The sequence below is a fragment of the Parvibaculum indicum genome (assembly GCF_011762095.1).
In the GTDB taxonomy this organism is placed as follows: Bacteria; Pseudomonadota; Alphaproteobacteria; order Parvibaculales; family Parvibaculaceae; genus Parvibaculum; species Parvibaculum indicum.
Map to the genome: position 1 here is coordinate 1 of NZ_JAASQO010000015.1, position 24,744 is coordinate 24,744.

Annotated in this window: 20 protein-coding genes; 9 read left to right on the plus strand and 11 right to left on the minus strand. The window is 62.6% G+C overall.

Annotated elements, in window-relative coordinates; all coding sequences use genetic code 11:
- Positions 1-247: 247 nt before the first annotated feature.
- From FHS78_RS16210 to FHS78_RS16235, 6 genes are all read right to left on the minus strand, one after another.
- Positions 248-733 (minus strand): flavin reductase family protein, encoded by a 486-nt coding sequence (locus FHS78_RS16210; protein WP_167095425.1) that lies wholly within the window; start codon positions 731-733, stop codon positions 248-250.
- A gap of 38 nt (positions 734-771) precedes the next feature.
- On the minus strand, positions 772-2,142 hold the full coding sequence (locus tag FHS78_RS16215) for a zinc-binding metallopeptidase family protein (RefSeq protein ID WP_167095426.1): 1,371 nt from the start codon (positions 2,140-2,142) through the stop codon (positions 772-774).
- On the minus strand, positions 2,139-2,807 hold the full coding sequence (locus FHS78_RS16220) for a cysteine hydrolase family protein (protein ID WP_167095427.1): 669 nt from the start codon (positions 2,805-2,807) through the stop codon (positions 2,139-2,141). Before FHS78_RS16220 ends, FHS78_RS16215 begins: the two co-directional genes overlap by 4 nt.
- The gene (locus FHS78_RS16225) at positions 2,804-3,856 is read right to left on the minus strand and encodes an LLM class flavin-dependent oxidoreductase (RefSeq protein WP_167095428.1); all 1,053 of its coding nucleotides are present in this window, start codon (positions 3,854-3,856) and stop codon (positions 2,804-2,806) included. Before FHS78_RS16225 ends, FHS78_RS16220 begins: the two co-directional genes overlap by 4 nt.
- A gap of 68 nt (positions 3,857-3,924) precedes the next feature.
- Positions 3,925-5,238 carry an MFS transporter gene (locus FHS78_RS16230; RefSeq protein ID WP_167095429.1) on the minus strand — a complete coding sequence of 438 codons (1,314 nt, stop codon included), beginning with the start codon at positions 5,236-5,238 and terminating at the stop codon, positions 3,925-3,927.
- A gap of 51 nt (positions 5,239-5,289) precedes the next feature.
- Positions 5,290-7,806, minus strand: a complete 2,517-nt coding sequence (locus FHS78_RS16235) for a TonB-dependent siderophore receptor (RefSeq protein ID WP_167095430.1) — start codon at positions 7,804-7,806, stop codon at positions 5,290-5,292.
- Positions 7,807-8,379: 573 nt separating this feature from the next.
- Between FHS78_RS16235 and FHS78_RS16240 the strand changes: the two genes are divergently transcribed.
- Together FHS78_RS16240 and FHS78_RS16245 are read left to right on the plus strand one after the other, a co-directional pair.
- On the plus strand, positions 8,380-9,228 hold the full coding sequence (locus FHS78_RS16240) for a TauD/TfdA dioxygenase family protein (RefSeq protein ID WP_167095431.1): 849 nt from the start codon (positions 8,380-8,382) through the stop codon (positions 9,226-9,228).
- 41 nt (positions 9,229-9,269) lie between these two features.
- A complete protein-coding gene (locus tag FHS78_RS16245) occupies positions 9,270-10,121 on the plus strand; it encodes an oxidoreductase (protein WP_167095432.1) in 852 nt (283 codons plus the stop codon).
- A gap of 71 nt (positions 10,122-10,192) precedes the next feature.
- Here the strand turns inward: FHS78_RS16245 and FHS78_RS16250 are convergent, their stop codons facing one another.
- Both FHS78_RS16250 and FHS78_RS16255 read right to left on the minus strand, forming a co-directional pair.
- Positions 10,193-11,008 (minus strand): TauD/TfdA dioxygenase family protein, encoded by an 816-nt coding sequence (locus FHS78_RS16250; protein ID WP_167095433.1) that lies wholly within the window; start codon positions 11,006-11,008, stop codon positions 10,193-10,195.
- A gap of 143 nt (positions 11,009-11,151) precedes the next feature.
- Positions 11,152-11,757, minus strand: a complete 606-nt coding sequence (locus FHS78_RS16255) for an NADPH-dependent FMN reductase (RefSeq protein WP_167095434.1) — start codon at positions 11,755-11,757, stop codon at positions 11,152-11,154.
- 459 nt (positions 11,758-12,216) lie between these two features.
- On the opposite strand from FHS78_RS16255, the gene FHS78_RS16260 reads away from it, so the two are divergent.
- The 4 genes from FHS78_RS16260 (at position 12,217) to FHS78_RS16275 (ending at position 18,066) form a co-directional block, all read left to right on the plus strand.
- A complete protein-coding gene (locus FHS78_RS16260) occupies positions 12,217-13,401 on the plus strand; it encodes an aromatic ring-hydroxylating oxygenase subunit alpha (protein ID WP_167095435.1) in 1,185 nt (394 codons plus the stop codon).
- Between the two features lie 39 nt (positions 13,402-13,440).
- Positions 13,441-14,235, plus strand: coding sequence for a 4,5-DOPA-extradiol-dioxygenase (ygiD, locus tag FHS78_RS16265; RefSeq protein WP_167095436.1), 795 nt, complete (start codon positions 13,441-13,443; stop codon positions 14,233-14,235).
- A gap of 185 nt (positions 14,236-14,420) precedes the next feature.
- On the plus strand, positions 14,421-15,503 hold the full coding sequence (locus FHS78_RS16270) for an acetamidase/formamidase family protein (RefSeq protein WP_246220557.1): 1,083 nt from the start codon (positions 14,421-14,423) through the stop codon (positions 15,501-15,503).
- A 187-nt stretch (positions 15,504-15,690) separates the two neighbouring features.
- Positions 15,691-18,066 (plus strand): acetamidase/formamidase family protein, encoded by a 2,376-nt coding sequence (locus tag FHS78_RS16275; RefSeq protein ID WP_167095437.1) that lies wholly within the window; start codon positions 15,691-15,693, stop codon positions 18,064-18,066.
- Here the strand turns inward: FHS78_RS16275 and FHS78_RS16280 are convergent.
- Positions 18,059-18,991, minus strand: a complete 933-nt coding sequence (locus FHS78_RS16280; protein ID WP_167095438.1) for a PfkB family carbohydrate kinase — start codon at positions 18,989-18,991, stop codon at positions 18,059-18,061. The two genes, FHS78_RS16275 and FHS78_RS16280, sit on opposite strands and share 8 nt — an antisense overlap.
- A 156-nt stretch (positions 18,992-19,147) precedes the next feature.
- Between FHS78_RS16280 and FHS78_RS16285 the strand changes: the two genes are divergently transcribed.
- The 3 genes from FHS78_RS16285 (at position 19,148) to FHS78_RS16295 (ending at position 23,476) form a co-directional block, all read left to right on the plus strand.
- Positions 19,148-20,140: a helix-turn-helix transcriptional regulator gene (locus FHS78_RS16285; protein WP_167095439.1), complete on the plus strand. Its 993-nt coding sequence runs from the start codon at positions 19,148-19,150 to the stop codon at positions 20,138-20,140.
- A gap of 160 nt (positions 20,141-20,300) precedes the next feature.
- Entirely contained in the window at positions 20,301-22,472 is a 2,172-nt protein-coding gene (locus tag FHS78_RS16290) for a TonB-dependent receptor (protein ID WP_167095440.1), read from the plus strand.
- A 50-nt stretch (positions 22,473-22,522) separates the two neighbouring features.
- Positions 22,523-23,476, plus strand: coding sequence for an alpha/beta hydrolase (locus FHS78_RS16295; RefSeq protein WP_167095441.1), 954 nt, complete (start codon positions 22,523-22,525; stop codon positions 23,474-23,476).
- Here FHS78_RS16295 and FHS78_RS16300 read toward each other — a convergent pair.
- Both FHS78_RS16300 and FHS78_RS16305 read right to left on the minus strand, forming a co-directional pair.
- Positions 23,473-24,405: a siderophore-interacting protein gene (locus tag FHS78_RS16300; RefSeq protein WP_343041999.1), complete on the minus strand. Its 933-nt coding sequence runs from the start codon at positions 24,403-24,405 to the stop codon at positions 23,473-23,475. The two genes, FHS78_RS16295 and FHS78_RS16300, sit on opposite strands and share 4 nt — an antisense overlap.
- Before the next feature lie 27 nt (positions 24,406-24,432).
- Positions 24,433-24,636 carry a DNA-directed RNA polymerase subunit alpha C-terminal domain-containing protein gene (locus FHS78_RS16305; RefSeq protein ID WP_167095442.1) on the minus strand — a complete coding sequence of 68 codons (204 nt, stop codon included), beginning with the start codon at positions 24,634-24,636 and terminating at the stop codon, positions 24,433-24,435.
- Between the last annotated feature and the right edge of the window lie 108 nt (positions 24,637-24,744).

A 24,744-nucleotide genomic window follows, 5' to 3' on the forward strand; every position in this document is an offset into this window, starting at 1 on the left:
ACATGAAGACCAAGCACGATCGCAAGACCCACGACACGGCTCGAACCGGGATGCCCCTCTCGAAAGTCCAGCGAACTCAACTAATCAACTCCTTGTACTCTACTGCCGCGCCGGCGAGCGGACCGAACGGCGGAACGGTCGCTCGCGCCCGACGGGCGGTCTTCCAGTTGCACATCCGATGCCATGCGCGCGGCGGCGCTCAACTCACCGTAACCCGGCGCTCTACCCGCTCCGGAACGCGGCGTTTTCATGTCGAGACCAGCTCCCGGAACGCGCTTTGAAAATAGAGAAGCGGCTCCGTCTCGCCCGGACAGCCGACGAAAAGCACCCGTCCCACAAGGATTTCGTGATCGCCGCCGTCATGGACGGCTTCCAGCTCGCAATCGATGGTCGAGCTGTTCTCCGCAAAAAGCGGTGCGCCCGTTACCCTGCTTTGCCAGTCCACGCCCTCGAATTTCGGTCCGCCCCTGGAAGAGGCGAATTTTCGGGCAATGGCGGCCTGTTCTGCCGAAAGAATGTTCACACCGAAAAAGCCGGCATCCCGAATGGCGGCCAGCGTGTTGCTGCCGCGATCCATGCTCACCATCACCAGGGGCGGCGCCATGGAGAGCGCGGAGAAGGCGCTGACCGTGGTGCCCGCCGGGGCGTCGTCCTGCAATGTGGTGACGATGGTGACGCCGCTTGCAAAACAGCCCAGCGCCCTGCGAAACAGATTCTCGTCGATTTCAGTCATATCCTGTCCGTCTTTCGTCCGTTCAACCATGGCGCGCCTCAGAACGGCTTGTCTCCATAGACGGGCTTGTAGGTGCCGGCATTGCGGCGTCCCTCCGCCCGGCCGCAGACGGCAAGCGCGGTCAATGCGTAAACGAGCGCACTGTCGGCAAGATCGTCCGGCGAGGGCCGCCAGCGCGGCATGCCCGTGGTGACGGCGGGCACGCGATGCATGTTGAAGACGTTCTGGTCGCGCCACATGCTGGAATAGACGGGATTTGCGCGTTCCAGCGGCCGCCCGAGAGAGAGGCTCGTCGCGCGGCCCACGGCGGATACGAGCGGGGCGACCTCATCGGCATCCGCCTCGAAGCCGTGACGCACCACCATGGGCTCAATGTCGAACCCTTCGAGATCGAACTGACGCATGAGCGCCGTCAGCTCATGCTGCACATCGGCGGCCTTCTGCTTCGGCGTCAGGCCCGCTTCGGTGTAGAGCGAAACGACTTCCGTGCCCGCCCCGAAGGAATGGGGGATGCCGGCGCGGATACTGTCGATCTGCGTCTTGGGAATGGAGATGCCGCCCTCGCTTTCATAACGATGACGCTCGGGATAGGTGCGTCCCCATTCATGCAGCGCTTCGAGAATGGGCCCCAGCCGGTAGATCGGGTTGGGGTGCTCCAGAATATTTTCCGGCGTGTCCAGAATGGGCGTGAACATGCCCTGCCCGTAGATCCGGATACGGAACACCACATAGCCGCAGCCCTGCCAGGTGAGCCCGAAATCGGTGCCTTCCGCCGCGATGGCGAAATCGGGCGAGACGCCGCCATGATGGAAGAGGTAATGCGCGCCGATATCCTTGCCGAGATAGTCGACGCCCCGGCGCTCCTCGATGGGCTCCGGGCCGATCTCGCCCGGGCAGGCAGTGAGATAGAGTTTGCCGGAAAGATCGAAGCCGGCCTTTTTCAGCGCCTTGGCCGCGATCATGAAGCAGCTCATGGGGCCGCGATCATTGGCGATCGGGTAGCCGAAAAGCTTGCCGTCCTCGAGCCAGCATTCCTGCCATTCGCGATTTTCCAGCGTCTCCGGCCGATAGCGCGCCACATCGAGATCCGGTTCCCAAGTCGGGCTTTCGGTATCGAGATGCGCGGTAAAGAGCAGGTTCTTGCCTTCGCCATAGCCGCCATATTCGCCGATGACGTTCTGCCGCTCCGGCGTGGCGCCGACGGCGCGCGGGGCAAAGCCTTCGCGCTCCAGCCATTCGAAGACATAGTTGCTCGCCTCGGCCTCATGGCGGGAGGGGCTCGGGATATTGCCGAGCTCCAGTGCGAGTTCCGTCAGCTCGTCCTTGTCGATGGAAGCCGAAAGCGCGGCGCGCTCTTCCTCGCCCACCTGATAGGGCGCGGGCATTTTGATATTCAGAAGATCCGTCATTTGCAGTTTTCCCACGCGCCTTCGATGTCCGCCGTCTTTGTCAGGATGGCGCAATTGAGTTCCAGCGAGCGCAGCGCTCCTTCATGCACGTCCGCGCCATAGGCAGCGCAGGCGTCCTCCGCGATGAAGACGTGATAGTCGCGGTGGAAAGCGTCGCGCACCGTGCAGTCGATGCAACACTCCGTGGTGAGGCCGCAGACGACGAGCGTGTCCGCGCCCGTATCGCACAGCACGTCCGCGAAGTCGGTTTCGTAGAAGGCGGAGTATTTCGGCTTCATCACCACGGGATCGCCCGGCAGCGGCTGAGGACCGTAGAACGCGGCGCCCGGCGAGCCGGCGCGGCAGACCGCGCTTTCCGCCTCCGGATCGCCGTGGCGACGGCGCATCCACTCGCCCCATGACGGGCTGTCGGTTTCCGGCGAGGTAGAGAGGCCGATGAAGATCACCGGCACCCCCGCCTTGCGCGCGGCGGCGATCAGACGCTCCGTCTTTGCGATCGCCGCCGGCACGGCGGACATATCCACCCCGAAGCCCGCCAGCAGCCCGTCCGGCGCGGCGAAATCGACCTGGATGTCGATGACGCACAGCGCTGTCCGGTTCGGCGCGATCCATGCCTTCAGGTCGCCGACGCCCGCGGGCGCCGCATTTTGCGCAAGCTCCGTCATGCGAAGTGAGCCCGGAGCTTGGGCAGCACTTCCGCGCCCATGATCTTCAGTCCTTCGACATAGTCGGGGAAGATCAGCATGACGCCATCGAGCTCGCAGAACTCGACCTGCTCTTTCAGCTTTTCGAGGCAGGTCTCGGGCGTGCCGTGCACGACATGGGTCATGAAGGTTTCCTTCGCCTTCTCGCCCATGACGCTGGAGCTGCCGTCGGCTTCCATGCCGTAGGAGCGCATCATGCCCTGCACCGCGCCCCAATCGAGACCTTCCTTGTAGTAGGCGACCTTTTCGGCGGCCTCCTCGTCGGTCTCGCCGAACACGACCGTGCTCATGGCGAAGGCCTTGATCGTCTCGTTGTATTCATCCGCGACGCGGCGGGCCATGCGGGAAATGCGCTGCGTGTCTTCCGCCGTCTTGCCGCCGATGAAGCAGGCATCCGTGTTCTGCACGGTAAAGCGCAGGCCCCGCTCCGACTGCCCGGCGCAGATCATGTAGGGGCGCGGGCTCGACATCGGCTTGGGCTCGGAGACGCAATCCTTGAAGGTGAAGAACTCGCCTTCATAGTCCACATGGTCCTTCTCCCACATGGTCCGGACGAGCTTGGCCCATTCTTCCGCATAGCGGTAGCGGCCGTCATGGTCGAGATTTTCCGGCCAGGCGCCCATCTGGTCGAACTCATCCTTGTAGGCGCCGGAGACGATGTTGAGCCCTGCGCGGCCGCCCGAGATGTGGTCGAGCGTCGTAATCATCTTGGCGACGACGGCGGGGTTCTGCAGCAGGGTATGAACCGTGGCGATGATCTTGGCGTTCTTCGTCGCCTCGGCGATACCGGCCATCATGGTGACGGATTCGAGCGAGGTGCCCCAATGCTCCGTCTCGCCGCCGAAGCCGCGCCACTTCATCATCGACATGATGAAATCCAGCCCGATCTCGTCGGCAAGCACCGCCGCGTCGCGGTTCTGCTTGTAGGACGCGTCCAGCTTGGGCGTGTTCTTGGAAATGATCCATCCGCCATTCGCGATGGGAAGGAAAACGCCGAATTGCTTCGTCATCTTGGTACTCTCGTTTCTGGTTTCGCGGGACAACACCGTCCCATCCTTACTCACGCCTTTCGGGGACCTCAGCTCGAAGAGCCGACGGCCTCCATTCGCAGTTCCTCTTCTCCCCTTTCTTCAACCTGGCCTTCGGCCGCCGCCTCGCCTTCGTCGCTTCGCACCGGCGGGCGCATCAGCAGCACCGCGCCGCCCACCACCGCGGGTACGATCGCAAAGAGCAGAAAGGCCGAGACGAAAGAGCCCGTCGTGTCGCGTACATAGCCGCCGAAGAACGGGCCGAACGAGGCGAGCGTCGCGGCCACGTTCACCATGGAGAAAAGCTCCAGATAGGGGCCGCGGCCGAAATAGTTCATCAGCAGCACGCTGGTCGCGAGGAAGGTGGCGCCATAGCCAATGCCGATCCCGGCCGCATAGACCATCAGGATGGGAAAGCTCGTGCCGAGCGTCAGGGCCACCATGCCCACGACGAGGCACATCAGCGACATGAAGAGAAGTTTTTTCGGCTCGAAGAATTCGCCGAGGAAACCGCTTCCCGCGCGCGCCACGGAATTGAGAAACGCCTCGACGCTGAGCAGGCTGCCGGCGAGCGCCATGGCGACGCCATGCTCCGTCAGATGCGCCACGGAGAGGCTGTTCACCGTGATGCCGCAGAGCAGGAAGGAAACATAGGCCGCTGCGATGATATAGAATTGCGGCGTGCGAAGCGCCTGCATGACGGTCCAGGTTTCTTTCGTCATGTGGACGCCGGGCGCCGCATCGACGACGGCGTCGTTGGCGATTTCCTCAGCCTTCTTGTCCTGCTCTTCGCCCTCGCGGAGGAAGATCGCAATGATGAGCGCGGCGATGCCGGTCAGGACGGCGGCGATCATCCAGTGCATGCGCCAGTTGTCCCAGACGCCGACCGCGGTGAAATAGATCAGCGGGCCGACAATGCCGCCGAGACCGCCCAATGTGTAGTAAATGCCGAATGCCATGGACTGCTTCTTGAAGCAGCGCGCGATGACATAGGTGCCGGGCACCGTCGCCACGAAGGAAAAGCCCGTGCCCGCGAGCACCGTTCCCAGGAAATAGGCCCAGATGGTCTGCACCTCGTAGAGGCAGAGAAAGCCCGCCACCATCATGGCGCCGCCGAAAAGCACGGTGAGGCGGACATTGGTATGGCGGATCATCAGGGCCGGCGGATAGCTGGACAGGCCGCAGGAGATGCCGAGCAGGGTGAAGCCGAGCCCGGCCGAGGTCCAGTCCCAGCCGAGGTCCCGCACCATGTCGGGCAGGACCACGCCGAGAGAGGTGAAAGTGGTTGCGGTGACGAGAAAGAACATCAGGCTGAAAGACAGCAGGACGAACCACGCATAGAGGTTGTCACGAAGTTCACTCATTTTGCCTTTGGCCTCCGATACTCTTTCCCGTCACACAAACTTCAGTCGTCGTCAGAACCGGTATGTCGCGGTGACACGCCATTCGCGGCCCTTGCCGGGCAGCGCGGCGATGTCGCCATAGAGGTCCTGAAGCGGGGTGAAATATTCTTCGTCGAACAGGTTGTTCACGTTGAGCTGGACTTTCCAGTCGTAGAAGTCCGCAAAAGCCGAGGCCTGTACGAGGTAGTAGTCCGGGTAGTGGACGGGATTGGCCGAGAGACCGGCGGTCTCCGACACATATTTCACGCCCGCCGTCGCCCCGAGCTGACCCCAGGAATACTGGTCCGTGGTGTAGGTCGCGAACAGACTTGCCACGATTTCCGGAATACGGCGGTCCTCGATTTCACCGGCGTAGTAGGAGTTGCCGGTAAAGCCCGCCATGTCGCTGAAGTCGTACACGGCCAGCGCACCGCCATAATAGTCGATGGGGTCGAGGCCGAAGTCTTCCGGACGGAAGTAGTAGAAGGCGTTGTAGCTGCCGAGGATCTTGGTCTGCTGAGCGTTACCCGCGAAGGTGAAGCTCAGATTGTCCGTCGCCAGATAACGCATTTCCAGCTCGACACCCTTGCCTTCCGTCTTGTCGACGCTACCGCTGACCGTGTCGAAGATGGTCCTGTGCTGGCGATAGGCCGCGACGGAGCCGGTCAGGATGCCGTCGAAGGCTTCCAGCTTGATGCCCACTTCGGTCAGGTCACCGTCGGAAAGCCAACTGCCATTGGCCAGATTGCTCGGGGCCACGTCGCCGACCTGGCCGAACTCGATGGCCGAGGTCTTGGCATAGGTCACGTAAGGACGGAACCCATAGGGCAGCGGCACCATGGCCATCGCCGAATAGGTGAATTTTCCATCGTCATTATACTGATGACCGGGCGTGCAGTAGCAGAGCGTACCGCGATCGACGGACTCCGCCGCATACCAGTCGTAGCGACCGGTCAGGGTGATGTCGATGGCGTTGCCCAGGTTGGAATCGAGCATGGCGTAGATGCCTGCGTCGTTCCAGGTGGACTCGACATTGTTGTCCCAACCGTAGCCGGAACCCGCATCGAAGGGAGAGCCGAGCGTATCGGTCGGCGTGGCGCCTACCGAGAGGTCGCGACGATCGAGCGCGATACCGCCGTAATTGTAGGACTCTTTCTTGATCGCCGAGTAGTAGCGGTTGGACACACCGACATTGTAGTCGAGGGTGAACGGCACGAAAGCGAGATCCGGGGCGAAGCTGCCGCTGTAGCTCACGCGCGCCTCACCCGTATAGGCTTCGTAGTCGGCCGGGAAGCCGTAGCTCACGAAACGCTCATTGCCCAGCGAGTCGAAGAAGAGCTGGAACTTGAGCTGCGACCCGTCGTCATATTTGTGCACAAGATCGCCGAACAGGGTGACGGTGTAGGTCTCGGAGAAGTCCCTGTCGCTGATATAGACGTCATGCGGGCTCAGATGCGTGGTTCCGACACCCGTATCCAACTGACGATAGACCTGTGCAACACCGAAATAGTAAGGCGGATAGTAGCCGAGACCGCCGGCCGGAAGTTCGCCAGCATCGAGATAGCCGTTGCCGTTGGAATCCGTCAGGCCCGTATTCTGACCCGTGGTGTAAGTGCCGTTGTCGATCAGATCCTGGGTCAGGCGGTTCCAGCCCGGCGTCTGCACATAGCCGTCGGAGTGATAGAACATGCCGCCCATCTTGAACGACCAGCCATTGTTCATATCGAAATCGCCGGTCAGCTGCAGGAGCTGATGCTCCGGGTCGATGCCATTGTAGAAGCTGCCGGAATCCTCGATCTCGCCATAAACATAGATGCCGCCGTCGGTATTGCCGAAGCTCATCGGGATACCGGCCTGGAAGCTGCCGTTCTTCTTGTCATAGGAGCCGAAGGTGCCAGAGACCTCGCCCGTCAGTTCGGTGAGGTAGCCGGCTTCTTCCGAGATCTTCGCGGTCTTGGGCTCGAGGTTCATCGAGCCGCCGACCTTGCCCGGCCCGAAATTCGCCGTGGGCGGACCGCGCAGAATGTCCACGCGCGAGGTGGAACCGAGCGGCGTCTGATAGGTGCCGCGGTTTTCGATGCGCTTGAAGCCGTGGAAATAGGTTTCCGCCAGAAGACCGCGCACATTGACCGCGCCTTCCACGCCATAGAAAGACGCAGTGAACGTGCCCGGCGACACGGAGGCCAGATCGTTGACCGTCGTCACGCCATAGGCATCGAGCGTGTCGTCGCTGACAAAGGTCGCGGAGCGCGCCGTCTCGAGCAGCGGCTTGTCGATACCGAACAGCAGGTCGCTCGGCTGCTGCTCCAGCAGGCCCGCCTTGTCGCGTTCTGAAATCACGACCATCTCGGCCGTCTTCTTCTTGCCGTCGGCCGTTTCGCCATCCGTCTCGCCGGACGGCGTCGTCGATAGCGTCATGACAGGCGTGTCGTCACCCGTCGCGGCAGTTTCCCCACTTGCTTCCTGGGCGTGGACAACACGCGGCAAGGCCGTCGCGCCGACCATCAGCACCATCATGGAAACAGAGGAGAGAAGTAGTTTTCTTCGCATGCCAGAAGCCCCCTTCACACAAACAAGGCCGCGCTGCGAACAAGTTGCATGAGCGGCAGGGATGAGAAGAGCAATAGGCGTGCCAGAGAACGAAGCTATTGAATTCGTTCGGCTTTCCGTTTTTCAGCGCGCCAGAACTGACTTCTTGTCAGCCTCTATTCCCGGGGCTGTGGCATGACTTGCCACCGATTTCGGCATCGCCCCGCTGCCGGGCGTATTCAGACAAGTATGCGTTCGCCTTCCCTCGTTCAGGGGACAGATTGATTGCCGCGAACCGCCGCGCCCAGCCGCTTTCGCTGCAAACAGGCTTGCGGAAAACACCGTCATGCGCCGGGCCGCGAGGTGGCCAATGCCGCATGAAACGGAGCTATTCCGCAGCTTCCGCAACGCCATCGCCGGTTTATGGAAGGTTTTGCCCCCGCCTCCGTCTCTGCCGCATTGTTCGGCATTCGCGACACCGGGGCCGTTTGCGCGTTTTACGGGCGGCAAAGGATTGGGCGCATCGAAACAAGATCGCCCCATAGAAGATGAATAGCCTTCGTCATCCAAGTGACAGCGATTGACGAAGTGACCATGGCGCCTCAACTGAAACTGCGCGAGCTGAAACCCGGCTTCGGCGCGGAAATACTGGATGTCGACCTGAAGACGGCGGATGACGAAACGCTGGATGCGGTCGTGGATACTTTCAACAAGCGCGGCGCCATCCTGTTGCGCGGCCAGGAGATGGAACCGGACGACCTGATGGCGTTCATCTCGCGTTTCGGCGAGCCTGAAGGCCATACCCAGACGCAGTTCACGCTGCCCGGCTATCCGGAAATCTTCATCCTCTCCAATCGCGAAGTCGACGGGAAACCGATCGGCGCCCATAATGACGGCGTCGGCTGGCATACGGATTATTCCTACAAGGAAGAACCCGTGAAATGCACCATGCTCTATGCCAAGGAAGTGCCGCCGGAAGGCAGCGACACGCTGCTGGCCGACCAGTGCGCCGCCTACAACGCATTGAGCGAGGACCGCAAGGCGGAGCTCGACAAGCTCAAGCTGCATCACAGCTATCAACATCTGATGTCCACGCGCGAGTTCGGCCGGATGGAGCTTTCCGAGGAAATGAAAGCGGCCAATCCGGACGTTATCCATCCGCTCATCCGGACGCATCCGGCCAATGGACGCAAGGCGCTCTGGGTCAGCACCGGGACCGTGAAGGAGATCGTCGGCATGCCCAACCCGGACGGGCTGGAGCTGGTGGACGAACTCGTGGACTTCGTGACGCGGGATGAATTCGTGCATCGGCACAAATGGCAGGTCGGCGACATTCTCATGTGGGACAATCGCTGCACGCTGCATACCGGCACGGTCTATGACGACACCAAATATTACCGGCTGATGCATCGCCTCTGGGTGAAGGGCGACAAACCCTACTGAGCGGTCTTCCCGTCAGTTTCGGATTTACGGGAGAGGACCCCATGGCAGAGTGCGATACGCGCATATGGTGGATCACCGGCGTCAGCAGCGGGCTTGGCCGCGCCGTCGCCTATGCGGCGCTGCGCCTGGGCGACCATGTCGCCGGGACGGTGCGCCGCGAAGAGGACCGCGTCGCCTTCGAGGCGCTCGCACCCGGCCTCGCACACGGCTATCTGCTCGACGTGACCGAGCAGGAGGCGGTGCGCGAGACGGCCGCGCGCATAGAGGCGGATCTCGGCCCTGTCGATATCCTGGTGAACAATGCGGGTTACGGGCTTGTGGGCGCGATCGAGGAAGCGTCGATGGCGGAAATCCGGGCGCAGTTCGAGGTGAATTTCTTCGGCGCCGTTTCGGTTATCCAGTCCGTGCTGCCCTCCATGCGGGCGCGGCGCGCGGGGCGCATCATCAACATCACCTCGGTGAGCGGGCTTGCGTCCTGGTGGGGCACCGGAATCTACGGCGCCAGCAAATTCGCGATGGAGTGCATCGGCCAGACGCTGGCGGAAGAAGTCGGTCCGCTCGGCATCAAGGTCACGAATGTGGAACCGGGCGGCCTTCGCACGGAGTTCGCCGGCGGGTCCATGTCCTTCACGGCCCGCGAGATCGAGGACTATGAGACGACCGCGCATGAGGCGCGGCGGATTTTCGCCGACCACGCGGGCGACGAGCCGGGCGATCCGGTGAAGGCGGCGCTTGCCATCGTGCATATCGCGGAGGCGGAAGAGCCGCCGCTGCAACTGCTGCTGGGGGCCGACGCGCTTTTCTATGTCGGCCGGAAGCTCGGCGCCTTCCACGCGGAAACGGCCCGCTGGGCTCCGCTCAGCCTTTCCACCGGCTTCGACGAGAACGACTGATCTTTCTCTTCCTCTCCCCGCAAAGAAAAAGGCTCGCCAATGGCGGGCCTTTGTCGTTGGCGCGTGGGATTTTACGCGGGCCGCTTGTCTTCGGCGACGGTAACGCGGAAGCCGGAGCGGGTCTGCGGGAAATAGTCCCAGACGGCCAGATGCCAGGTGCAGCGATTGTCCCAGAAGGCAATGGAGTTGGGCTGCCAGCGGAAGCGCACCTGGAAGTTCGGGTTGGCGCAATGCTTGTAGAGCATCTGCAGGATGCCGTCGCTTTCGTCTTTCCTCATGCCCACGATCTTGGTGGTGTAGGAGGGATTGACGAAAATGCCCTTCTTGCCCGAGACCGGATGCGTGCGCACGACGGGATGCTCGTTGCAGGGGAACTTCTTGTCCGGATCGTTCGTGATCGGACGATAGACATGCTCGCCGTCATGCACCGCGTAGAGCCCTTCGAGATAGGCTTTCATGCGATCCGACAGCGCATCATAGGCGGCATACATGCTGGCGAAAAGCGTATCGCCGCCGACCTCCGGCACGGTGTGCAGATAGAGAATGCTGCCCATGGGCGGAATGTCGTTGCAGGTGAGATCCGAGTGCCAGTTGTCGCCCGCGATGAATTTGGAATTCGCATCCGCGTGGATCGCCACGATTTCCGGGTGCTCGGCGAGACCGGCCACACCGCTATGGATCGCCAGTTCGCCGAAGGCCTTGCCCAGCGCCTTGTGCTGGTCGTGGTCGATATGCTGATCGCGGAAGAAGATTACCTGATAGTCGGTAATGGCCTGCCGCAGCTCGGCCGTGAGCGCGTCGGTGAGCGGCTCCGAAAGATCGACACCAAAAACCTCGGCGCCGATATTCGCCGTCATCGGTTTGATCTCAAGGATTTCGTAGTCCATCTGCACTCATCCTTACAGAAAGTCCGGTTATTGGGCCGGCGAGCCGGACCGCCGGAAATATGTCGCTGACAAAACCCTATCCAAAAGCCGTGCCAGATACTTGTCCCGAGGCGCCCTACGCTTTGACCGGCGGGCGCGGCCCCTCACATGCCGAATGCGTAGGTGTCGTAATCGGCGACGCCGCTTTCGCGCACGGCCCTCAATGCCTTTCCATATTCCACGAGAATGCGCAGCGCGTGGTCGCAACGGCCCACGACCGTCTTTTCCTCTTCGGAGGCGGGATCGCCGTTCAGCATTTTCGAGACATTACGGATGATGACGTGATCGGGGATCCAGCAAATGCGGTTGTTCTTGTAGCCGCTGGTGCGCAGTTCCACGACGGGATAGGAGCCGCCCAGCGAGGCGGAGACGGAGACGATGAGGCCCGGCTTGTTGGCCAGTTCCTTCGAGCACATGAGCAGGAAATTCTTGAGCGCGGGCGGCACCATGCCGTGCCATTCCGGCGTCACCACGACGATGGCGTCCGCCTCGGTCAGCGCCGCAGAAATCGGCGCCCAGGCCTCCTTGAGCGGCGAGGGATCGCCGGTGAACATGCTCTGATCCCAGAGCGGCAACGGCCCCGTGCCCAGTTCCAGCAGATAGACCGAGCTTCCTTCACATAACCCGGCGACGCGCTCTTCGAGATAGCGCGCAACCTTCAGCGATTGCGAGTTCGGACGCTGGCTGCCGGAAATGACGGCGATCTTCATGGGCTGCACCCTTTCGGCTCTTCTTCGTTCCAAGTTCCGATAAAGCCTAGAAGAGAGCCGGTCCGGGCGTCTTGTGCCTTCACGCTCGATTGCTTGCACAAAACAACGCGGCCCCGGAGCAGACGGCCGCGATGCTGAAAATCCGGGCAGCGATGCGCCAAAGCTGTGCAGATCGTGCGCTTCTTTCCGTCCGGGAACAAAGTTTTTGGGCGGCATATCGCAAGAGTGCACGAGAGGGAGCCGGTAGTCTTTTCGATGTGAAGGGCTCTCTTCCGCCGCCTTCGGCGCCCATGCGCCGCGGGCGCGGACCGTTCCTCGGACGAGCCCCGGCACGGCAACCCTCCATCGGCCTGATTGTTGCGTAGGAGGCCGTATGGAGGGCCCGTGCCATTCGCAAGGGACCGCCGCGCATCCCGCCGGCGGCGAGCAAATGTCACAACCGGCAAGAGGCAAACGCATATGACCGACAATCCGCTGAACGAGGCATTTTTCCAGAGTATGGAAAGTTCCATTGTCGACGTGCTGGGTGCCGAGACGCTGCCGCCGGCCTGCTACACCAGCGAGGCGTTTTTCGAATTCGAGAAGGAAGCGCTCTTCAACCATGAATGGCTCTGCGTCGGCCGTGTGGAACAGGTGAAGAATCCCGGCGACTATTTCACCGTGACGCATATCAACGAGCCGCTCATCATTTGCCGCACACGGGACAACGAGCTGAAGGCGCTGTCGGCGGTGTGCCAGCACCGCGCCATGCTGGTGGCGGAAGGCCGGGGCAATACGCGCGGTTTCGTCTGCCCCTATCACCACTGGACCTATGCGCTGGACGGGCGGCTGTCCGGTGCGCCGGCCATGAACAAGACCTGCAATTTCCACCGCGACGACATTCGCCTGCCGGAAATCAAGACCGAGGTGTGGGAAGGCTTCATCTTCGTCAATTTCGACGAGAACGCCGCCCCGCTCTCCCCCCGCCTGACGACGGTGCAGGAGGCGTTCAAGAACTACGACCTTGCCCATGCCGAAGGACCGGCACCGGACGAGCCCTTGAAGTTCGAGTGGAACTGGAAGGTGCAGATGGAAAACAACAATGACGGCTACCACGCCAGCCGCCTGCACCAGGGCCCGCTGCACGAGTTCATTCCGAGCGAGCTGTGCAGCTTTCCGCCGGTGCCGGAAGGCGCGGCCGGCTATCTGCGCTTCAACGGCGCGCTCCATATGGACCCGGCCTTCAATCCGACGCAAAAGGCGGTGCTGCCGGTGTTCCCCAACCTCACGGATGAAGAACGCCACCGCGTGATGTTCGCCAATGTGCCGCCGACGCTGTCGCTGGTGATGACGTCGAGCATGGTGATCTATCTCATCCTGCATGCGGAATCGGCGAAGGAGCATTCCATGACCATCGGCCTGCTGATGGCGCCGGGCGCCATGGAGCATCCGATGTATGAGGAACTCATGGACTTCACCATGAAACACACGATCGAGATTACGAGCCAGGACCAGCATGTGGACGAACTGGTGCAGGTGGGCCTTAATTCCCGCTTCGCGCCGCGCGGCCGCTATTCATGGCAGGAACAGGCGCAAAGCGATCTCAATGTCTGGCTGGTCGAGCGCTACCAGCAGGCATGGGAACGCATGAAGGTCAGCGCCTGAGCCCCGCCGTCACAAACGCAGAGAAAGAAAGACCGACAAATGACGCCCCCCGCCCCGAGCAAGCGCATGCCCGCCATCTTCATCGGACATGGAAGTCCGGGCAATGTGATGGAAGACAATTTCTTCACGCGCATGTGGGAAAGGCTCGGGCAGGAGATCGGCAAGCCGCGCGCCATCATCTGCGTTTCCGCCCATTGGTGCACGAGGGGCGTGCGCGTAACGGGGCAGATCCATCCCCGCACCATCCATGATTTCGGCGGCTTTCCGCAGGAAATGTATGAGATGCAGTATCCCGCGCCGGGCGACCCGGCGCTGGCGGCCGAACTCGTCCGGCGCCTGGCACCGCTCGAGGCCGAGATCGACCATGAATGGGGATACGACCATGGAAGCTGGGCGGTGCTGAAGAAGATTTATCCGGATGCGGACGTTCCGCTCATCCAGCTCAGCATGGATATTCGCCAGCCCTCATCGTGGCATTACGAGGCGGGAAAGAAGCTCGCCGCGTTCCGCGACGACGGCGTTCTCGTCATGGGCAGCGGCAATATCGTGCACAACCTGCCGGAAATGAACTGGCGCATGCGCGACGGCAGCTATGACTGGGCGGCCCGGTTCGGCGACTATATCCGCGAAAGCATCGCCTCGGACGAACCGGAAAAGCTCGTCGATTACGAGAGTTTCGGGCGGGATGCCCGGCTTTCCGTTCCTTCGCCCGACCATTACTGGCCGCTTCTCTACGTCATGGGCGCGCGGGCGAAAGGCGAGCCGGCCCATTTCGAAACGCCGGTCGTCGAATACGGATCGCTCGACATGACCACCGTCGTCTTCGGCGCCTGACCCTCATCCGTTTCTGCAGCTTTTCGATGCGCGATGCTGCCCGTTTCGGAGGCAGCTTTTGTCTGCCGGGCCAAATCATCAATTTCCGCTGCGCGGGCATGCAAGACGTATTGCCCTTGCCGCTTCTAGTCTTTCCGTCAGGGTCGGGATCATGTCCGGCCTCCCGCGTTGAAGAGGAGTGGACGATGGATCAGATGTTGGCCAGCAAGGGCTCTACCGGAACCGACCGCAGCGAGCCGACAGGGCTCCATATGCTGCGGGCGACCCCCGAAACGGTGCATTGGGGCTATTTCGACGCTTCGCTCGCCCCGGCACTGACCGTCAAGAGCGGCGCCCTCATCCAGGCCGAGGCGCTGACGCATCACGCGGGCGATGCGCCGGATCTGATGATGGATGCTTCCGTGCGCCACATCTACGACACCGTGCCGGAAGCCGACCGCAATCCCGGCGTGCATCTGATGACCGGGCCGATCTATGTCGAAGACGCCAAGCCCGGCGACATGCTGGAAGTGCGCTATCTGCGCATGGTGCCGCGCTTCGACTATGGCTCGAACCTCGCGGCGAACTGGGGCCATCTCTACAAGGAATTCGGCGAGAAGGAACGCGTGACGATCTACAAGATCGACCGCTCCACCAATCTCGCCGAGGCGCATTACGCCTATGACTATCCGGGCCTTTACGAGACGCCGGGCAAGATCACCAATTGTCCGGAATGCGACCGGCAGCGGGCGCTGAACGGCGTGCGGGTGCCCATCCGGCCGCATCTGGGCACGGCGGGCGTCGCACCCGACGCGCCCGGCCGGGTCAGCACCATTCCGCCGGGCGCGCATGGCGGCAATATCGACAATTGGCGCATCGGCGCGGGCGCGACGATGTTCTATCCGGTGCAGGTGGATGGCGGGCTCTTTTCCATCGGCGATCCGCATGTCTCGCAGGGCGACGGCGAAATCAGCGGCACGGCCATCGAGGCCTCGCTCGACGTGCTCTTCCAGATCGTGCTGCGCAAGGATTTCGAGTTTCCCTCGCCGCTGCTCGAAACGCCGAGCTACTGGATCGTGCACGGCTTCGACGAAGATCTCGACAATGCGATGCGCAATGCCTCGCTCGACATGCTCAAATTCCTCAATGACAAGCAGGACCTCAGCAAGGACGACGCCTATTCGCTGATGAGCATTACGGCGGATTTCACCGTAACGCAGGTGGTGGACGGCAAGCAGGGCGTGCATGTGAAGGTGCCGCGCAGCATCTTCCCCACCGGCGGAAAATGAACGTCTCGTAACGCGGGCACGCTTCTTGCTGCCGTAGGGGCAGGTATTTGCAGCCAGCGGCATGAATGCCGGGTTCTTGGCTGACAGGAGCGCGCGAGACCGTTGCGGCTGCACAATTTGTCAGCATGTGGCATCCCGAACAGGCAATGTTCGGGATGCACGCTTGTAACATGAGTGCGTGACCCCAATGGAAGCCTGGCGCTTTTCCACAGAAGCCTATCCGAAACCCGACCGCTATGAGGCATGGCAGGATGCCATGCGCCGTCTGGCGCTGAAGCCGACCGGCCATGAAACGGAAGAAGGAGCCTATGGCCTTCTCTCCGTCGTGACCTCGCATTCCGGCATCAATTTCACGCGCCTCATCTCCACGCCGCAGGAAATCAGCGCGATCCAGGAGATCAATCGCGAGATCGGCAAGGACGGCGTCTGGGTCGTCTCGGTGCTCGAAGGCCGCATGACGTTTCACGATGGCGGCAACGACCTGAAGGCCATGTCGGGCGACATCGTTTACGCGGCCGTCGGCTCTCACACCACGCTGACGCTCGACACGAATTGCCGCCTCATCATGATCCATATTCCAAGCTCGGCCTTCCGGCCGAAGCTGATGGCGCCCTTGCCGACCAAGGTCATCCATATGTCGGGCCGGGCGGGCGTGGGTCATGTGCTGGCGGGCTTCCTCGCCTCGGTGGGCGAGGCGCTGGAAGACCTCAGCGTCGACCAGCTCCGCCCCATCGAGATGGCGCTGCCGGAATTCCTGATGGCGGGAATTTTCCGCCAGGCGGATACACGCGCGCTTGGCGGCGCGGCGGGCGTGCGCGCGGCGCTCTTGCATCGCATCTGCCAGACCATCGAATCCCATCTCAGCGATCCCGACCTCTCGCTCACGCGGATCGCGGAGGAACACGGCATTTCGCCGCGCTATGTGCAGAAGCTCTTCGAATCCGTCGGGCAGAGCTTCGGGCGCTATGTGCGCTTCCGCCGGCTGGAGCGCTGCCGCTACGACCTCGAAAGCCCGGTTCATGCGCAGCTTTCGATCTCGGATATCTGCTTCCGCTGGGGCTTCAACGACGCGGCGCATTTCAGCCGCGCCTTTCGCGACCACTACAAGGTGTCGCCGCGCGAGTTTCGCCGGTCGGGCCTTGCCGCCGTGCCGGATGAGGGGCCCTGGACGATCAATCGCGGACGGCCCGACGACAAGGAGAGCGGCTGGTCCGACCTGCAGGAGACAGCGGACGCCCCCTCCCCCGCCCCGGCGGAGGAGGATGGCGAGTTGCAGGTGCTCTCGCCGCCGGAGGCGACGACCACCGAGCCCAGGGGCGGCGGACCTGCCCATCACTATCTGCCCGTGACGCGCAAGACCGTGCATTGGGGCTATTTCAGCCGCTTCCTGCCGCCGGTGGTGGAAATGAAATCGGGCGATTTCATCACCATCGAAACGCTGACGCATCACGCCAATGACGATCATGAGCGCATGGTCGAAGGCGATCCGGGTGCGGAGGATGTGTTCCACTGGACGAAGGACGGCAAGAATGTGGACCGGCGCGGCGCAGGCCCGCTCGACGCCTCCACCTATGGGCGCGGCGCAGGCGAAGGCTTCGGCGTTCACATCATGACCGGCCCCGTCGCCGTGGAAGACTCCAAACCCGGCGACATTATCGAACTCCGGATTCTCGACATCGCGCTGCGGCCCAGCGCGAGCCAGCGTTTTGCGGGACGCAGCTTCGGCAGCAACGCGGCGGCCTGGTGGGGCTTCCATTACAGCGACCTCATCACGCCGCCCGCGCCGCGCGAAGTGGTGACGATCTACGAAATCGACAAACGCCATGGCAAGGAATGCGCCCGCGCCGTCTATAATTATCGCTGGACGCCGCAGACCGACCCGTTTGGCGTGACGCATGAGAAAATCGACTATCCCGGCGTGCAGGTGGACCCGACCACGGTGGAAAAGAATTTCGACGTGCTGAAGGATGTCGAAATTCCGCTGCGCCCGCATTTCGGCGTCATCGCACTGGCGCCGGACCATCGCGGGATCGTGGACAGTGTGCCGCCCGCGCATTTCGGCGGCAATCTCGACAATTGGCGGCTGGGGCCGGGCTCGCGCATCTTCCTGCCCGTCGCCGTGGCGGGCGGGCTTTTGTCCATCGGCGATCCGCATGCCTCGCAAGGCGATTCCGAACTTTGCGGTACCGCCATCGAATGTTCGCTGACCGGCGTCTTCCAGGTCGTGCTGCACCGGAAGAGCGATCTGACCGGCAAGCTTTTCGATCTCGACTATCCGCTGATCGAAACGGAAGACGAATGGGTGATCCTCGGTTTCAGCCATCCGAACTATCTGAAGGAACTGGGCAAGAACGCGCAGGCGGAAGTCTATAAGCAGTCTTCCATCGACATGGCGATGCGGGACGCCTTCCGGAAGACGCGACGCTTCCTCATGACCTCGAAGGGATTGAGCGAAGACGAAGCGATTTCGCTTATCTCGGTCGCAGTCGACTTCAGCGTGACGCAGGTGGTGGACGGCAATTGGGGCGTCCATGCCTGTATCCGGAAGAAGCTCTTCACCTGACCTTTTGCCCCAGGCCCGCGCCCAGCGCGTGAAGCGCATCGGGCGGGCTCGACGGTCCGGCATGGGCGCATTTCACGCTCGCAACCTCGGCGCCGAAGCGCAGCGCCGCCTCGAAACCGGCGCCGGACATATCGGCGAACAGAAACCCGGCATGGAAGGCATCGCCCGCGCCCGTCGTATCCACGATCCTTTCCGGCGGCAGGGCGGCCACGCGGCATAGCTCTCCCGCTTCGTTCAAGCCGGCGGTTCCTTCCGCGCCCATGGTGACGGCTGCGCGGCGCGCGCCCAGCGCGACGAGCTTTTCGAGCATGGGCTTCAGCTCATCCGTGCCCGCAATTTCCCCGGCGACGGGGCGTGGCAGGATGGCCGTGTCGCACGCGGCGATGAGGGCCAGCGTGTCTTCGGAGACCATCTCCACATCGCAGAGCGTCGGCACGCCGCGCTCACGCGCCTCCTGCGCGATCGCCACGGATCCGGGCATATCCATGCCGTCGAAATAGGCATAGCTCGCCCCTTTCCAGATGCTTTCGGGCAGTGTGGAAGGATATGGCGGGTAGCCTTCGGGCACGGTTTCGACGATACCGCGCTCGCCCGTTTCCCGGTCGAGCAGGATATAGGCCGCGGTGTTGGGCAGGCCGACCGCGGTGATGCAGCCTGCGCCGTCGATGCCGCGCGCCGTCAGGAATTCGCGCACACGCACACCGTTCTCGTCATCGCCGGTTACGCCTGCATAGACGACGCTGAAGGCCTCTCCCCGGCTCTGCCCGAGCGCGGCAAGCGTCGCCGCCGCATTCATGCATTGGCCGCCCATGACGATACGGGCCGGGCCGGAGGGCTGCTTGGTATCGGGCCGCAGCCGCGCGAAGTCGACATCGAGAATAATGTCGACATTGTTTCGGCCAACGCAAATGACCTTGTCCCTCACCCTTTAATCCTCCGGTTCCGGTTTTCCAGCGGGTTTTCTGCAAGTTTGACGCCGGTTGCCCGTTCGTGCCGGACGGCTCTTGTTGCTTTTAATAATCACTTGCAATATTGATAGGGTGAGACCGAAAAGCCGCCTTCGAACTCGAGTGAGCTGATCATGAACATGCAGCCAGCTTCCGCCCGCGACGAGTTTTCACGCACCGACCTGATGCGCGAGGCGGTCGAACGGTGCCTGCGCATGGAAATCGCGCTCGACCCGGCCCAAGTGTCGGATGCGCCGCTGTTTGCGGGCACCCTCATGGCCGAAGAGGTGCAGCCCGGCCTGCTGGCGACCGGCCATGACATCACCTATTCGCAGGATGAAAGCATCGACGTGCATGTCGGTCCCTCGATCACGTTCGGGGTGCTGCTCAGCGGCGGGGAAGGCCCTCTCGAAATCGCAGGCCATGGGCCCGTGACGCAGGAGCAGGGACGGCCCTCGCTCATCGCGTTCGGCGCGCCGGCCATCTGCCGCCGCAGCTGGCGCAAGGGACAGCGCAGCCAGGCCATCGGCTTCACGCTTCAGCCCGAATTCTTCAGCCGCTTCGGCGAGACGGTAAACGAGGACGGGCTCGCCACACTGAGCCGTCTGCTGGAAGGCGATTTCCAGAGCGTGTCGCTTCCGAAGTCCGAGAGGCTGCTGAGCGCCGCGCGCAAGAATCTCGAAAATCCCTATACCGGCCCCCTGCGGCACATCTTCCTGGAGAGCAATACGCTCTCGCTCATCGTCGAGACCGCTCAATTGCTCGAGAAAGAACACCTGCTGGTCGACAAGCTCGGCCGCCGCCACTACGAACAGGTCATGCATGCGCGCGAGATTCTGGACGCCTCGCTTGCCGATCCGCCCAAGACGCTGGATCTGGCCGCGCAAGTCGGGGTCAACGTCACCACGCTGCGCATCAATTTCCGGGCGGCCTTCGGCACGACCATTTTCGGCTATGTCCGCGACCGCCGGCTCCAGATGGCCCGGCTTCTGATCCTGGAACACGGGCTCAAGGTTTCCGAAGCCGGATATCGCGTCGGCTTTTCCAATGCGGCCGCCTTCACGGCGGCCTATCGGCGTCATTTCGGCCACCCTCCCACGAGGGAACCGGAGATGCCCTCCCACTAATTGCGAGTCGCAACAGTGTTCCTTCGCCCCGCAATAGCGCGACGGATCGTAAACGCCTCCGGCGGCTAATAAAATCCTTCTACAGACGAATTGGTCGGGAGATGCGGACCGGACGGGTCCGCATCTTCTTTTTGCCAGTACTTGTTTTCAGGATTTGCCCATGACCTTCCGATATGTTCGCTCCGCCTGCCTGCTGGGTGTCGCCGCCTCCCTGCTTCTTTCAACCGCCGGCCGCTCCCAGACAGCCGTCGATGAAAAGAGCGACACAAAGGATGACGCCGCCGTCGAGGACACCATCACGATCACCGCGCGCAAACATCTCGAAAAGGTCTCCGACGCACCGGTGAGCACGACCATTCTGAACGAGGACGACATACGCCCTTCCGCGCTCGATCCCGGCGCCGAAATAGCGGGGCGGTCGCCGACCACGAATTTCGTCGACTATTCGCGTTTCGGCGAAACCTTCATGAACATGCGCGGCGTGGCCACGCTCGGTACGCCGCTGAACTCGCTCGACAGCACCATCGGCTTCGCCGCCGACGGCGTGCCCACCAGCATTTCCGGCTTCGCCCCGATCCTGCTGGATGTGGAGCGGGTGGAGGTGCTGCGCGGACCGCAGGGCACGACATTCGGGCGCAACGCGCTTGGCGGTATCGTGAATGTGGTTCACCGGAAGGCGGATGGAACGAACGAAGCGCGTTTGACCGCCGAAACCGGGTCGGACGGCCACACCTTCGTCGAGGCGGCGGGCGGCGCCTCGCTCGTGCCGGACACGCTCGCCCTGCGCGGCGCCGTACGATACCAAAAATACGACGGCGACATCTATAACAGCATACTCGACCGGAAGGTGGGCGGCGCGCATATCGGCGCGGGCCGCGCCTCGCTGCGCTATACGCCGGACCATTCGCTGACCATCGACCTCACCGGCTCCTATAGCCGGGACGAGAGATCGAACCCGGCCTATCTCCTGCTCGAGACGCCCGACTTCCCGACAAGCGGCGAGGACGTCGTGCCGAAGAACCGGCGCATCCTGGCCCAGGGCACGCTCGACATCCAGAAGGACTGGGAGGACTTCACCTTCACCTCGGTTACCAGCTATCAGCAGATCGACATCTGGAACTATGGCGACTTCACGGACACGCTGATCCTCAGCGAAATCTTCCCCCTCCCCTCGCTCTGGACCAATCCGGCCATCGACAAGGTGGGCACCGCCGAAGAGGAAGGGCTGTTCACGCAGGAATTCCGGCTGAACTCGCCGCAGAAGCAGCTGCTGCAATGGGTAGTCGGCGCCAATTATTTCCGATCCGATTACACGCTCGACCGAACGGCCAACAACAATCCGCTTGTGGGCGCCACCTTCAACGGAACCTGGGACAACCGGATCACGAGCCAGACCATTGCGCTTTTCGGCGACGTTTCCGTCCCGCTCGGGCTCGACTGGGAGGTGACGGGCGGATTGAGGCTCGCGCGGGATACGCAGACGCTGGAATCCCACTACAAGGGCGCTCCCCCGCTGACCGTCGCGTCGCTCGACCAGAAGAGCAGCTTTGCCGACAATTATGCGAGCGGCCATGCCGGGCTGACCTATCATTGGGGCGAGGGCCTCATGAGCTATGCCTCCGTTGCCCGGGGATACGCCTCGGGCGGCTTCGAGAAGGCAACGCCCTTTGCCTCGCAGGGCGCGACCTCGCCTCCCTTTCACCCGGCAAAGAGCTGGACCTATGAATTCGGCACGAAGTCCGTTTTCGGCACGACCGCGCAACTGGATGTCGCCGCGTTCTACAACGAGGTGAAGGACGGCCAGCTGACGGGTTTCGACAACACGACATTTCAGGTCTACACGACCAATCAGGACTATGAGAGCTATGGCGTGGAAGCATCGGGCCAGCTGAGACTGACCGACTGGATGGCGCTTTTCGGCGGTGTGGGATACACCGAATCCGAGATGGTCAATGTCGGCGGGGCGTCCGGCGCCGCCGGGGCGCGGAACGGCAACCGCGTTCCGCAAGTGCCGAAATGGACGGCCAATCTGGGGATCAGCCTGACCCTGCCGGGGGAGTATGTGGCTCTTCCGGGTACGTTCTATCTGCGCGCGCAGGAGCAATATATGGGCGCGCGCTATGCCGACCTCGCCAATGCGCAGAAGATGGAAGACTACAATATCGTCGACACCCGCATCGGATGGCGTAACGAGAACCTCGACTTCTATGCATTCGGCGACAATCTGCTGGACGAGCGGCCGATCTCCTTTTCCGTCGACTATGCCGGTCCGACCGCGGTTTATGCCGGCCGGGGACGCCTGCTCGGCATCGGCACCAGCGTGAAATGGTAACGCGGGCCCCATGCGCGCGCCGCGCCGGAAAGCAGGATGAAAGGGACCGCATGATCCTTCGCACTCTCCGCGAGACCGCCCGGAGCGTCTGCCTCAGGCGATATAGCCGCCAGGCAGCGGAAAAGGCGCAGCAATCGGCGGATGGGCTTCTGATGGATGACGGCAGCGGTTTCCGGCTGCCCTATATCCATCGCTACACGGCGGAAGGACCGCACGGGCCCCATGCGGTTTTCGTGGCGACGCCCGGCGTCCCGCCGCCGCCCGGTGGCTATCCGGTTCTCTACATGCTCGACGGGAACGCCTGGATTGCGAGCGCAGCGGAAGCGCTGCATTTCCAGGCGCGCTTTGCCCGCGAAAGCGCGATCGAGCCTTTCATCATCGTGGCGGTCGGCTATCCCGGAGACGACCCCATCAATATGGGGCGGCGTGCCTATGACCTGCTGCCGAAACACCGCTCGCCGAAACTCGGCGCGAAGTTCATGCAAGGCGCGCCCTGGCACCAGCCGGGCGGCGCGGATGCGTTTCTCGACTTTCTGAGCGGTCCGCTCCGCCGGGCCGTCGCGGCGCGGTATCCCGTCAATCCCGGGCGCCGGATATTGTGGGGACATTCCTTCGGCGGCTTTTTCGCCCTTCATGCGCTGCTCACCGCGCCGCATGTCTTTGACGGTTATGCCGCCCTCAGCCCCTCGCTCTGGTGGGACGACGGACGGCTGACGAAGGAAGCGGACGAGCTTATCGGGCGTTTGCCGGGCGATACCGACGCCTCCGTCCTGATCGCCGTCGGCGGGAACGAAACGCCGGACCGGCCCGCGATCAGCGAGCGCATGATCGCAGATGCGGAAAGCCTGTCGAAGAACCTGTCGGCGAACGGGCCTCCGGGCCTTCATGTCGAATACCGGTTGCTCGACGGGGAGACGCATCAGTCCGTCCCGGTCGCCGCGCATTCCCGCGTCTTCAGATTCGCAAGCCGTGTGGCGGCGCGCCCGGAGACGACGCCCTCCTAGTCCATCACGCGGCCAGCGCGCCAATATCCCATGAGATTGGCCGATTTGCGGTCCACACCCCGCTCTTTCAGCAGGATGCGGCGTATTTCCTTCACCGCATGGGCCTCGCCCGCCACCCAGACATAGAAATCCTTCCTGTCCGTGGTCGCACGATCCCAGAGGATGTCGGTATCGACATCGATGTCTGGCAGGGCGTCCGCCCGATCCGGCGCCGGATCGGACGGCACATGGGCGCGCGCGGCGGCGGAGAGCATCTGCGCGCCGTGGCGGTCGCCGGGCTTGCGCGGCAGCCATTCGAGGTTCAATTCCGGAAAATCCGGCAGGCCCACGCAATCGTCCGTGGACGGCATTTCAAGATAGACCTCCGCAAGGGGCCTGACGTCCAGCGCGGCGAGATCTTCCAGAATGCCGGTCACGGCGGGCAAGGCGGTTTCGTCGGCGATAATCAGAACTCTTTTCGCCCCGGTCGGCGGGCGCCATTCATACCCGCCCGTATCGCCGTCGTAAGCCCGGTTCGGCGCGGCAAGCTGTATGCGGGCACCGGGGTCCGCATGGAGCGCCCAGCGCGAGGCCGGGCCGGTTTCACCGTGAAGGACGAAATCGATGTCCATTTCGCCCGGCCGCAGGGCGCGAATGGTGTAGGTCCGGCGCGGCGGCCTCTCGCCCGTCGGCATGGCCTGATAGGCGCCCAGCCAACTGTCGTCCAGCGGCAGGCTCGGCGGCTTGCCGTCCGCTCCCGGGAAAAACACCTTGATGCGCTGATCCGGCGCACCGGTGCACATCATATCGATGTCGTCGCCCGTAAAGGTCAGGCGGCACAGATGGGGAGAGAGAACGGTCTTCCTCAGAAGACGCACTTCAAACAGGCGGTAAGGCAGTACCGACACGAAAGCCTCCGCGGCTTCGTTCTGTGTCCTGGGAGATTTCACGAAACGACCTCGTTCGGCATCCGGCGTTCAACCATTTATTCTGTCGCCGATCAGCGTGCGCAGAGAGGCAAGGGATACAGACCCCATCTGCGGCAGGGAAAGAAGGTCGCGATCGCTCCACTGCGCCGCCTCTTCCAGGGTGAAGATGCCGCCATGCCTCAGCGCATTGACGGCCCGGGGCGCCAGATCCAGCTCTTCAAGCGACGTTCCTTCGGTGCGTTCCATCGTCATCGGACCTCCTCAACAACTCCGTTCATCGCGGTCGACAAGTATCGACCCGGATTTGACCCTAGTTGCGATTGATTTTCAATATCAAATCTGGTTTGTTGCGAATGCGAT